15 protein-coding genes are annotated in these 11,903 nt (G+C 37.2%); 4 read left to right on the top strand and 11 right to left on the bottom strand.

Annotation, left to right across the window (positions count from 1 at the left end; genetic code table 11):
- Positions 1-4: 4 nt before the first annotated feature.
- Both E1I69_RS03615 and E1I69_RS03610 read right to left on the bottom strand, forming a co-directional pair.
- Positions 5-217 (bottom strand): biotin/lipoyl-containing protein, encoded by a 213-nt coding sequence (locus E1I69_RS03615; RefSeq protein WP_136378251.1) that lies wholly within the window; start codon positions 215-217, stop codon positions 5-7.
- A gap of 11 nt (positions 218-228) precedes the next feature.
- On the bottom strand, positions 229-1,569 hold the full coding sequence (locus E1I69_RS03610; RefSeq protein WP_136378250.1) for an acetyl-CoA carboxylase biotin carboxylase subunit: 1,341 nt from the start codon (positions 1,567-1,569) through the stop codon (positions 229-231).
- Between the two features lie 437 nt (positions 1,570-2,006).
- Here E1I69_RS03610 and E1I69_RS03605 point away from each other — a divergent pair, with 437 nt between their 5' ends.
- Complete coding sequence (locus E1I69_RS03605) at positions 2,007-2,480, top strand: N-acetyltransferase (RefSeq protein ID WP_136378249.1); 474 nt, start codon at positions 2,007-2,009, stop codon at positions 2,478-2,480.
- 59 nt (positions 2,481-2,539) lie between these two features.
- Here E1I69_RS03605 and gerR read toward each other — a convergent pair whose 3' ends face one another.
- The 4 genes from gerR to E1I69_RS03585 form a co-directional block, all read right to left on the bottom strand.
- Positions 2,540-3,154, bottom strand: a complete 615-nt coding sequence (gerR, locus tag E1I69_RS03600) for a sporulation-specific transcriptional regulator GerR (RefSeq protein WP_136378248.1) — start codon at positions 3,152-3,154, stop codon at positions 2,540-2,542.
- 82 nt (positions 3,155-3,236) lie between these two features.
- Entirely contained in the window at positions 3,237-4,001 is a 765-nt protein-coding gene (locus E1I69_RS03595) for an enoyl-CoA hydratase/isomerase family protein (RefSeq protein WP_136378247.1), read from the bottom strand.
- Positions 4,002-4,126: 125 nt separating this feature from the next.
- Complete coding sequence (gene rpmF / locus E1I69_RS03590; protein WP_116350684.1) at positions 4,127-4,300, bottom strand: 50S ribosomal protein L32; 174 nt, start codon at positions 4,298-4,300, stop codon at positions 4,127-4,129.
- A gap of 42 nt (positions 4,301-4,342) precedes the next feature.
- The gene (locus E1I69_RS03585; RefSeq protein WP_136378246.1) at positions 4,343-4,861 is read right to left on the bottom strand and encodes a YceD family protein; all 519 of its coding nucleotides are present in this window, start codon (positions 4,859-4,861) and stop codon (positions 4,343-4,345) included.
- A 211-nt stretch (positions 4,862-5,072) separates the two neighbouring features.
- Between E1I69_RS03585 and E1I69_RS03580 the strand changes: the two genes are divergently transcribed.
- Positions 5,073-6,314, top strand: a complete 1,242-nt coding sequence (locus E1I69_RS03580) for a nucleotidyltransferase (protein WP_136378245.1) — start codon at positions 5,073-5,075, stop codon at positions 6,312-6,314.
- A 40-nt stretch (positions 6,315-6,354) separates the two neighbouring features.
- On the opposite strand, the gene E1I69_RS03575 is transcribed toward E1I69_RS03580, so the two are convergent.
- Positions 6,355-7,386, bottom strand: coding sequence for a SepM family pheromone-processing serine protease (locus tag E1I69_RS03575; protein WP_136378244.1), 1,032 nt, complete (start codon positions 7,384-7,386; stop codon positions 6,355-6,357).
- A complete protein-coding gene (locus E1I69_RS03570) occupies positions 7,367-8,173 on the bottom strand; it encodes a patatin-like phospholipase family protein (protein WP_136378243.1) in 807 nt (268 codons plus the stop codon). Before E1I69_RS03570 ends, E1I69_RS03575 begins: the two co-directional genes overlap by 20 nt.
- Positions 8,174-8,442: 269 nt before the next feature.
- Here E1I69_RS03570 and ylbJ point away from each other — a divergent pair, with 269 nt between their 5' ends.
- Positions 8,443-9,669, top strand: coding sequence for a sporulation integral membrane protein YlbJ (gene ylbJ, locus E1I69_RS03565; protein ID WP_136378242.1), 1,227 nt, complete (start codon positions 8,443-8,445; stop codon positions 9,667-9,669).
- Here the strand turns inward: ylbJ and coaD are convergent.
- Positions 9,666-10,157: a pantetheine-phosphate adenylyltransferase gene (coaD, locus tag E1I69_RS03560; protein ID WP_136378241.1), complete on the bottom strand. Its 492-nt coding sequence runs from the start codon at positions 10,155-10,157 to the stop codon at positions 9,666-9,668. The two genes, ylbJ and coaD, sit on opposite strands and share 4 nt — an antisense overlap.
- A 14-nt stretch (positions 10,158-10,171) precedes the next feature.
- Entirely contained in the window at positions 10,172-10,729 is a 558-nt protein-coding gene (rsmD, locus tag E1I69_RS03555; RefSeq protein WP_136378240.1) for a 16S rRNA (guanine(966)-N(2))-methyltransferase RsmD, read from the bottom strand.
- A 401-nt stretch (positions 10,730-11,130) separates the two neighbouring features.
- Here rsmD and E1I69_RS03545 point away from each other — a divergent pair, with 401 nt between their 5' ends.
- Entirely contained in the window at positions 11,131-11,520 is a 390-nt protein-coding gene (locus E1I69_RS03545; protein WP_136378238.1) for a DUF7147 family protein, read from the top strand.
- Between the two features lie 82 nt (positions 11,521-11,602).
- Here E1I69_RS03545 and E1I69_RS03540 read toward each other — a convergent pair whose 3' ends face one another.
- Positions 11,603-11,878 (bottom strand): YlbG family protein, encoded by a 276-nt coding sequence (locus E1I69_RS03540; RefSeq protein ID WP_136378237.1) that lies wholly within the window; start codon positions 11,876-11,878, stop codon positions 11,603-11,605.
- Positions 11,879-11,903: the final 25 nt, after the last annotated feature.

The following is an 11,903-nucleotide window of genomic DNA, read 5'->3' as shown; positions in this document are numbered from 1 at the left end:
GAGATTATTCTAGTACAAGCAGTACCTCATCCTCATTTACAAAATCACCAATATTTACTTTTATACTAGCAATCTTTCCATTTAGCTCACTTTCAATCGGAATTTCCATTTTCATTGATTCCAGCATGACAACTACTTGACCTTCTGAGATCTCATCACCTTCTGAAACTAATACTTGTAAAACAGTCCCTGCCATGCTTGCTGTGATTTCATTCATAATCATTCCTCCTAGTGTTTTTTCATCAACGAAATGTAGTTCGTATTATATTCGCCTTTGGTATACAATACTTCATCGATAATTTCTTGAAATAAAGGGATATTGGTTTTGATTCCTTTTATCTCAATTTGACTAAAGTAATCCTTTGCTATTTGAATTGCTTCTGGACGATTTTCTGCTTTCACAATTATTTTGGCAAGCATTGGATCGTAAAATGGTGTGACCGTCGTCCCTGCTTCATAACCACTATCAATTCGGACACCCTTCACGTTTTGAGGTAACGTAAATTCCTCAATTTTTCCTGGGGAAGGGAAAAATTTTAACGGGTCTTCTGCATACACGCGAAATTCGATTGAATGTCCTGAACGCATGATTTCATTCTGAGTCAATGGAAGCTTTTCTCCCCTTGCAACAAGCAACTGCCATTTTACTAGATCAAGATTGGTTATCATCTCTGTAATGGGATGCTCAACTTGAAGCCTCGTATTCATCTCTAAAAAATAGAAATTTTCCTGTTCATCCACAATGAACTCGATTGTTCCGGCGTTTGTATAGCCTACATATTCTGCAGCCATTGTTGCGGCATGGCAGATTTTTTCACGAGTCGCTTCCGAAAGAAAAGGAGATGGTGTTTCTTCAATCACTTTTTGGTTGCGGCGTTGTATGGAACAATCTCTTTCAAAAAGATGGACAATGTTTCCATGCTGATCACCAAAAATTTGCACCTCGATATGCCTTGCGTTCGGAATGAATTTTTCAATAAACATGTCATCGTTTCCAAAATACGATTTCGCCCTTGTCTTTGTTGTTTGAAAGGCTTTTTGTAAATCTTCTTCCGTATGACAACATATCATTCCAATTCCGCCTCCACCAGCACTTGCTTTTAACATGACAGGATAATCAAATCCTTTTGCAAGCTTCAAGGCTTCATCTAAAGTCTGAACGTCCTTATCACTGCCTGGCACTACAGGTACACCTGCATCAATCATGGTTTGTCTTGCTTTTACCTTGTCCCCCATTAAGGAGATGACCTCGGGGGTTGGCCCAATAAAAACAATCCCTTTCTTAGCTACTGCTTTTGCAAAGGTTGCATTCTCAGATAAAAATCCATAACCAGGATGGATTGCATCAACTTGCTCTGTTTCTGCAATTTCCATAATCCTATCCATTTGAAGATATGATTTCATCACCGGCGGCTCGCCGATTCGATGAGCTACAGTTGCATTTTTTACAAACGGTAATTCTTGATCAGCATCAGAATAGACAGCGACTGTTTCAATCCCCATCTCATGGCATGTTTTTATAATCCGTGATGCAATTTCGCCTCTGTTTGCAACTAGCACTTTTTTCAAGCTCATTTCCCCTTTCGCCAAAAAATCAAATATGCTTCGGCGTATTTGTGCCCGATTTTTTTAGGCCCACACGAGGTGGGTCACAAAGACGTTGCCACAGGAAGTGGCGTTCTTAGTCTTTGAACTTACGCTCGAAAAACTTCATTTGAAAAATCGTGGCATCCGCCGGAGGCTTAACTTTATTCAGGCGGGGTTTGAACACCAACTCAATTGTTTACCCGTATGCTTTCATCCCCCACATATAAAAATAGAGGACTTCTTCTGAATAAAGTTAAAAGGTGCAATATATAATTTCTACACATATCTACATATTCCTGCACTGAATTGAAAACGCTTTCTATATTTTTCTACAGAATTTTTTGTTTTTTTGTTATATAATGAATGTAAGTTCAAATTAAAACAGTTTTTATATAGTAGAATTGCAAGGGGGATATCAAATGTATACGGCAAAGGTTGAAAAATTATTAGTAAACTATAAAACTCTTGAAGAATTTAAAGCATTTAAGGAATACGGTCTCCAGGAGCTTTCCATGCTAGAAGACCTTGAATCAAATATTATTGAAAATGATAGCGTTTCACCTTTTTATGGGATATTCTTTGGTGATAAATTAGTGGCACGAATGAGCCTTTATCGTGTTGATAAAAAATTCAACAAATACTTTGAACCCGCACAGGACTACTTAGAACTGTGGAAACTTGAAGTACTTCCTGATTATCAGAAAAAAGGCTTTGGTAAGGCATTAGTGGATTATGCAAAATCCTATAATCTACCGATCAAAACAAATCCACGTGTAAAATCGTCTGAATTTTGGGAGAAAATGGGTTTTACACCTGCAGCATATAATATGGAACGTGACCTTGGGGAAAATCCACTGCTTTGGTTTCCTAAAGGTGTACATGAAATCGACTAAACAATGTTTAGATACTAAAAGAAGAAAACAGCTGAACACCATGTCAGCTGTTTTCTTCTTTATTTTTCAACTCTTTCAAGATTTCCATTTCTGTCCATTTGGAATTTCACCTTTTTACTTCGTTCATCTTCTTGAAGAACCACCATTTTGCGGGCACGTTCCATAATTTCAATTAAGGCCTTATAATCTTCTTCAATTAATTGAATATTATTTTCTAATGTATTATTCTCAGCCTTCAGGGCTTTCACTTGTTCTTGAAGTTTGCTTATTTGGTTGTTCAAGCTCTGATTCTCTTGAACAACAGACTGGAGCTCTTTTTCTGTTTTTTCATATTCTTCAAGGAAACGGATGACGTCCCTTAGATGTAGCTCAGACGATTGACTGGTAGTAATTTCAGTAGTTTCAGGTGCTTGTTTTTCCTGAAGCTGTTCACCATTATTTTGCTTTTTTAATTCTTTACGCTGTTTTTTCGCAAGTTCAATTCCAGATTTATATTGTTTGCGCACATATGAATTCCATCTAAACCCACAGGCAGCCGCAGTACGTGATAGTGTACGACCTACCTCTTCAAATGCGCCTAATTGTGTTCCGCCTTCACGGATGTGGCGCAATACTACTTCAGCAAGTAATAAATCCTCATCTTGGGTCCATGCATCTTGACGTGTTGAAGTCATATCTTTCCCTCCTATACTTTTTTACTTATACATATGCATGTAGTAGAAAAGATAGACTACTCTCACTCTAGTAAGAAAATAATTATTCTTTTCGCATGATTTTCCGAACGGCCTCAAGATGTTCGTCCGTTACCCACAAAGCTGAACAATCCTCCATTTCTTTGAGCATTCTCTCCTTCAATCCTGTAGCCAACCATTTTCTAATCACTACTTTTTTATAAGCTTTTACTACTTTTGGAGTATGCAAGAATTCTTTTGATATATACTCTTCACAATCCTTCATCACATCGTCGCCTGATAGGACATGTTGAATAAAGCCAAGTTCTTTTCCTTCTTCAGCAGAAATAACTTCTCCTGTCATAAGAAGGTGAAATGCTTTATCAATAGATACTCTTTCTAGTAGGAGCGTTGCACCACCCCACCCTGTCGTGATCCCTTGCTTCCCTTGTACAAAACCAAATCTACTTTGACGGGATGCTAGTCTATAATCACAGGCTGTTGCAAGCTCACATCCTCCACCAATTGCTAGTCCATTCAATAGAGCAATCGTTGGTTTGGATAATGTTGCAAGTTTGTATAAGATCATACCCATCTTGCTAAGCATTTGATATGCTTCTTCTACTGTTTGAAGGTTTTGGAAAACCGATAAATCTCCACCTGAACAAAACGCTTTTTTACCAGCTCCTGTTAGTACGAATATCCGATCATCCTTGTTCTCTTCTACCTCTGTAATCGTCTGTAAAAGTCCATTCATAACATCATAATCAATGGCATTCCATTTTTCAGGACGATTGATCGTAAACCAAACAATCCCTTGTGCATCACGGTTAACTATGTATTTAGACATCGTATTCCCCTTTATCGCTTTTTACACTAATTGTACTGGTAAAAAACAAGAATTCGCAACTTAGACAAATTAAAAAGCGTATGAATAACAATGTTATTCATACGCTTTTAACTTGTTAACAAAAATTATTTGCTAACAACTTCTTTTCCTTTGTAAGTACCGCATTCTTTACATACGCGGTGTGCTAATTTCATTTCACCACAGTTTGGGCAAGCCACCATACCTGGCACTTGTAATTTGAAATGTGTACGACGTAATCTTTTTCTTGTCTTAGATGTTCTTCTAAAAGGTACAGCCATTATTCCCACCTCCTTAAAAAAATGAATAGATAAAGATGGACTTTATTCGTCTTCAAAGAATTTTGCTAGTCCTTCCAATCGAGGATCAATCTTGTTCTTATTTTCATCTTCGGTGATAACTTCCCAATCTTGTCCTGATTGTGGCGCAGCATCTTCTGAGTTCGAATCATCACAAAAAATCTGCATTGGAATTTCAAGTAAAATATTTTCCTTGATTATCGGAAGTAAATCAATTACTTCGCCTCGAATTAGATGAACATCCTCGTCCGACTCTAGGTCATAAACAGATGTATCTTTGAGTAGAAACGTTTCAGTTGTTCCGATTTCGAATGGAAATTTTACATCAACCAATGTTCGAGAACAAGGCAGAATCATTGATCCTGAAATTGTTATATGAAAGCTCGCTTTTGTAGAACTAAGATCAGCACGCCCGGTTACGTGCACCGGCGAAATGTCTCGTATCGATTTTTCAAGCTCCATTATGTCTTTTACATCAACAGTTTCATCAATCGTTAGGCCTTTATGAGCCAACTGATTTAATTGATTAATTGTCCATTTCAATTGAAATCACCTCGAAGCGCAACAAAGGTAATTATAGCTTTGCAGATTACATTTGTCAATATTTTTTCTTTACACTATACTTAGTGTAAGATACTTTTCTACTATATCAGCTTTTCCATTAAAGTGAAACTTCAATCAGTGGTTTTTTCAAAATAAAAGAAGTGCTAAAAAAAAAGAAGATTTTAATACTAAAGGATGAATAGGTGAAATAATGAAGGCTGTTGGTGTAATCGTTGAATATAATCCATTCCATAATGGACATAAGTACCATCTTGATGAAACGAAGCGGAAGACAAACCCGGATTGTACAATTGCAGTAATGAGTGGAAACTTTCTACAACGTGGAGAGCCTGCCCTAGTTTCGAAATGGGCAAGAACGAAAATGGCATTGGAAGCTGGCATTGATCTTGTTATTGAATTGCCATATGCATTTGCGACTCAAAAAGCAGAAAACTTTGCAAACGGAGCAATATCACTTTTGAGTGCACTTCATTGTGAAGAAGTTTGTTTCGGCAGTGAAAATGGAACGATCGACGACTTTACATCTACTGTTTCATTTATGAAAAAAAATCAACAAGCGTATGACCACACCACCCGACAATACTTGAAAGAAGGATATAGCTATCCAAAATCAGCATCGCTTGCTTATTCTTCACTTGCCAATCATGATACATATGTAGATTTATCAAAACCCAATAATATTTTGGGCTATCATTACGTTAAAGCCATCCACGACCAGAAAAGTTCACTAAAAGCAGAAACCATTATGAGGACATCTGCTGGTTATCATGATGAACGTTTTTCACACGAATCCATTGCTAGTGCAACTAGCATTCGCAAAGCATTATTTTCTGCTGAAAGAGACATCAAAGAAATTCAAAACTATCTACCCCAATCCACTACCAAATGGCTTTCTGCTTATTTCGAGGAATATAAGCTTTTCCATCGGTGGGAGGAATATTTTACATTATTAAAATACAAGCTTCTCACATCTTCGCCATCTGAATTAGCTAATATATATGAGGCTGAAGAAGGAATTGAAAATAGGTTACTCGCATTTATTTCGGAATCAACTTCTTTCCAAGACTTTATGGAAAAAATTAAAACAAAACGCTACACATGGACCAGATTACAACGATTATGCGTACATATTTTAACTAATACAACAAAGGATCAACTAAAAAAGATCAATGAAAACCCGGTTGCAACCTATATTCGCTTGCTTGGGATGTCCCAAAAAGGACAGCGCTTTTTAAATCATGTGAAGAAGGATGTTGAAATACCCATTCTTTCAAAAGCCACAGGCTTTTCTGATGACCTCTTTACACTTGACCAGAAGGCTGCTCAAACTTATTTGGCTATTTTCCCTGAACCTCTTCGCACCCAACTTCTACGACAGGAATACGCCAAACCGCCCATTCGATTTAATGAAGAACAACAAATATACCTATAAAAAGAAAACAGTCGCACAAATGGCAGCGACTGTTTTTGCATTATTTATTCTTATCAAGATTCTCTAAATAGTGGAGGGCGTCTTCAAATGTATCAACAGGTACGATTTTCATATCACTCTTGATATCCTTCGCCGTCTCTAAGGCTTGGCGATAATCTGAATCCGCTGCCCCATTTTCATTTGGCGCAAAGAAAATATCTACATCGGAATTGTTGGCAGCAATGATTTTTTGACCAATTCCACCTATTGGACCAACTTGTCCATCGATATTAATTGTCCCTGTACCCGCAATCCGCAAACCATGGGTTAGGTCCTTTTCCGTTAATTGATTATAGATTTCAAGAGTAAACATAAGTCCTGCAGAAGGACCTCCAATTTTTTTTGTGTCTATTTCAATTTTCGGATCGGTCACCACTTCAATATCTGTAATTAATTCAATTCCAATTCCAATTTTATCGGGATTGTTTGGAAAAGGGGAAAGTGGAACAGAAACTGTTTTCTCTTCGCCATTTCGTTCAACTGAGATTTTAATGACTTCATTTTCTTTCTTTCCCGCTACATACTCCATAAATTCTGTATGTTCTTCAATTGGCTTTCCGTCTACCTCAAAAATGCGATCACCTGCTTTTAGTTCTTTTTCCGCAGGCATTCCTTCAACAATACCCATGATGTAAATTCCATGATTTTTGACCGTTACCGGCTTGTTTGCATGCTGATAAGCAACTGTGATTGCTGATTCCTGTGAGTCCTCCATATAAAATAGTTGTCGAATGGTATATTCCTCATCACTTTCATTGTCCCGTCTTACATGATTAATCGGTAAAATTTCATGATACTTTTGTAATTTCGCTAACCCATAGCTAAAAATATTTGCTTGCCCCATGCGAATCGTCGTTAACATGAATTCGCCTTCATCTTTAAAGCCATTTTCAACATCAATAATTGGCGCAAGCTCTGTCGCCATTCCAGGCTTCGTTACGTAATAGGGAAGTTGGATAAAGGTGCCTAGAATCGCTAGCGCCACCCCAACTGCAAGAGCTTTTAAATAAGCCTTATTTCTCTTTTTCTTCATTCAACAAAGACTCCTTCCACTTTGCGATTGCCTCTTGGATTGCGGGAAGATGTTTTCTCGTTTCTTCTTCCCCAGCTAGGATAATGTCCTCAATATTTGTGAAAGCACGTGCACTATAATGTCCAACATGTGGCCGGATCATAATATCAGAAGAAAATTCTCCATACTTTACAAGCTCCTTTTGCATAATATCAATACTTTGTAAAATCACATCAAAAATTGAAGAAACCTCTTCATTTATTTTAACATGTGAGACGTCAACCGCAATAACTATATCAGCTCCCATATCTTTTGCCACGGAAATAGGAACCCGGTCAATTACACCACCATCTACAAGAATTCGCCCCTCTATTTTTTCAGGTACAAAAATTCCGGGGATGGCAATACTTGCTCGAACTGCATCTGCGACAGGTCCATCTCGAAACACTACTTTTTCACCAGTTAATAAATCAGTTGCCACAATACCTATAGGAATATCTAGTTGCTCGATGTTTTTCCCATGGGTAAAGACACGAATTAATTCCTTTACTCTTTTTCCTGCAATAAAGCCCATCTTCGGTACAGTGAAATCCAAATAATACTTCCGCTTAAAAGCAAGTGCAAGCTTATACAGTCGATCGATATCTAACCCCGCTCCATAGAAACTTGCGACCAATGAACCCATGCTTGTTCCTGCAATAAGATCGATCGGAATTTTATTTTCTAAAAGTACTTTAATGACCCCTAAATGGGCGAATCCTCTTGCTCCACCCGACCCAAGTGCCAATCCAATTATAGGTTTGTTCATTAGAATCATCCCCTGCATTAATTTGATTAAATTGATATCATTATATGAAAAAAGAATTGAAAACTTGTACATTCTTTTGGTCTAAATTTGCTACCTGTCCACGTATATTTAAATAGATGCACAAACCATACGGTTGTTTTGCATTTTTCATTTTTTCTAATGAGCATTCTAGAAAACAATAGGGGATTGTGAAAAATTGTGGGCTCTTTTATTCTATCACTTATATGATCTCACTGTATAAAAAGAAGACTTCAGTAGGAGGAGTACCATTGATAAGTTCTAGATTTAAAACAGTAACAATTGCAGCAGGAATTTCATTATTAACAATTGCACTTATTTATTTTCCAAAAGAATCACTGGAAGCTTCAAGGGTTGGTTTGGAAATGTGGTGGAAGATTGTATTTCCTTCCTTACTCCCTTTCTTAATACTATCAGAGTTATTAATTGGTTTTGGGATTGTTAAATTCATTGGTGTGCTGTTCGAGCCATTAATGAGACCTCTATTCCGAGTCCCGGGTGTGGGTGGATTTGCATGGGCCATGGGGATGGCTTCTGGATTTCCAGCAGGAGCAAAATTGGCTGCACGACTAAGACAGGAGAAACAGATTACGAGGGTGGAAGCAGAAAGGCTTGTTTCTTTTGCAAATGCTTCAAATCCCCTTTTTATATTTGCCGCTATTTCCGTCGGTTTTTTTGAAAATCCAGAGTTAGGCATTTTACTTGCAGTCAGCCATTATGTTGGCAATTTTTGTGTAGGTTTAATCATGAGATTCCATGGTAAAAAAGGGGATGAACAAACACCTAAAGATGAAGCAAAGAAAAGCATCATTGTAAAAGCTTTACAGGAACTTCACCGAACCAGACTAAAGGAAAAAAGACCATTTGGTCAATTATTAGGTGACGCTGTAACTACCTCTATTCATACATTGTTAATGATCGGCGGATTTATCATTCTATTTTCTGTTTTTAACAAGCTCCTTTCACTCATTAATGTGATCGCATTAGTAGGGGCTGGACTATCCATCTTATTAAAACTCTTTCAGTTGCCTACAGAACTTAGCATCCCTCTTATTTCTGGAATTTTTGAAATAACGACGGGTTCCATGATGACAAGTAAATTGGAACATATTGACCTACTCCCTAAAGTAATAACTGTAAGTTTTATCCTAGGATTTTGTGGACTTTCTGTACAAGCACAGGTTGCAAGCATTTTAGCAGAAACAGATGTTAGGTTTACACCATTTTTTATTGCGCGAATTATGCACGGCTTTTTAGCTGGGGTCATCACTTTTCTTTTATGGAATCCACTTTATGCAAAAAATACTGGTTCAAAGGAAACTCTCGGTGTTTTCTCTCCATTCGTTTCGGAACAGACTTCCCTATGGGTCGAATCGTTATGGAACGGGTTATTAACGTACGGACCACTCGTAACGATTATTTCGTTAATGTGTTATATTGTCGTTTACTCAACTAAAATGAAAAGCCCTCGCACTTAATGTGCAGGGCTTTTGAATTTCTCTTTGAGTGCCAACTCAACTGGCTTTGGTACAAGTTCAGAAATTTCTCCATGGTATTTAGCAGCTTCCTTTACAATGCTTGAGCTTAAAAAGGAATATTGATTATTTGTCATCATAAAAAAAGTTTCAATTTCTTCATTTAAGATACGATTCATTGAAGTAATTTGCATTTCATACTCAAAATCGGAAACAGCACGAAGACCTCGTAAAATGGCATTCGCATTCTTCTGGCTTGCATAGTCCATCAATAGACCAGAAAAGGATTCAACTTCGATATTATGTAATTCCTTCGTACTTTCCTGCAATAGTTTTATTCGTTCTTCTACGGTGAACAAGGGTTGTTTAGAAGAATTATTTAATACACATATGTACATCTTGTCAAACACCTTTGCTCCCCTTTTGATAATATCCAGGTGACCATTTGTTACTGGATCAAAACTCCCTGGGCAGACGGCAATTCTAGTCATTTCGTTTCCCCTTTCTATTCCTCTTCAAGTCTATAGATCGATACCCCTATGATTCCGTACACTTCATGACGAACTAAACGAAGGTTGCCAATGGATTGCTCTAACAAAACTTCTGACCCATGTTCCGCTACAATATAGCCTTGTTTCGTTAACAACTGATGTTTGCTTATTTCTTCAATTAACTCTGTTAATTTTTGTTGTTTATATGGTGGGTCTAAAAAGATTAAATCAAATTGAATATCTCGTTTTACAATGGCCTTTAATGCTCTGAAGGCTTCGTTTCGATACACTTCCGCATGGTCATCAAGTCGGCATGTTTCTAAATTTCCTTTAATCGTTTGAATTGCTTTTTGATCACGGTCAACAAAGATGACCCTTTCGATTCCACGGCTTAGAGCCTCAATTCCAAGTCCTCCGCTTCCTCCAAATAAATCAAGTCCAATCCCTCCATCAAAATAAGGACCGATGATATTAAAGATGGCTTCCTTCACTTTGTCTGTTGTTGGTCTAGTTGACATACCTGGTACCGCTTTCAAGTGAATACCTTTTTTCGACCCGGATACGACTCTCACTTAATCACCACTGTCTATGTAAATTGAATATCATAATCCTATCATAAACATAAACATTTGTTAATGAAATATGAAAAATTCTAGGTCTTATGTCTAGCAAAAATTTTTCTCGGATAATAAAAATATGTAACTTGATGTATACACAAGTTTCAATTGGTCATAATTAGTAATAACAACATCATTCGAGGATGTTGTTGCCAACCGCGGAGAAGACTTACGTTTCCCCATAAGTTCTTCCTCCGGTTTCTCCTCTCCCTTTGCCTTCTTCCATGTGAACGGTAACGAAAAACATGGAATGGAAGGACCCTGCAAACTTGCAGGGTTTTTTTGTTTTATTTGTTAATTCAATTCTATTCATGATAAAGTAGACATGGAAAATATGAATTTGAGGGGAATTTAGTATGATACAACGTTTTATTGAGATAGGTGAAGGATACTCAGATATATGTGAACTCCTTGAGCTTATAAGAGGAAATAAACACAGAGTTTCAAAGCTATTTGCATTTCATACAACTATCCAGGATAAACAGGTTACCTCTTTGGCTGTAGCATTTCAACCGACGATTCCTGGGGATTTCCAAGCGGTCTATATTTGTAGAGAAGGAATTCCTAATCCTACTATCAAACCGAATCAACGCTACACTCTATTTGAGGAAGTAGCGAAAGAACTAGATTTACAAATCATCACACTAGAAGTAAAGCCTTCTACGATGTTCCATGAAAAAGAACTGTATTATCAGCATTTAATTGGAATTTTACGAATGAACCGCTATATCCCGCCGATGAAGTAAGAACAAAAGCCGAAAACACGTTGATTTGCACTTACAAACCTTAAAAAAGCTTATCAAAAGCAAGCTGCCTTTGATAAGCTTTTTATAAACCAATCTTATAGTCGTATTCCTTTGCACGATCTGGTTTTTTATTCTCAAATTCAATCTTCAAAAATGGTTTGTAGGACGGCTCCACCCTTTTTACAAAGGCTAGAGAATTTAATTTTTCTACAATTGAATCCGTATTTTCCAAATCGTTATATAGGACCACGTATTTTAGTCGTTTAGACACATAATGAATATTGCCAAATTTACGCAGCATTTTTGAATGTTTGAGCGAATGTAGCCAAACGATAATTCCTTGGCGTTGTCCAATCATTGTGTTTTCTCCTTATTTCATTAGA

Source organism: Bacillus timonensis, assembly GCF_004799755.1.
Lineage (GTDB): Bacteria > Bacillota > Bacilli > Bacillales > Bacillaceae_L > Ferdinandcohnia > Ferdinandcohnia timonensis_A.
This window is presented reverse-complemented; position numbering and strand designations above follow the sequence as displayed.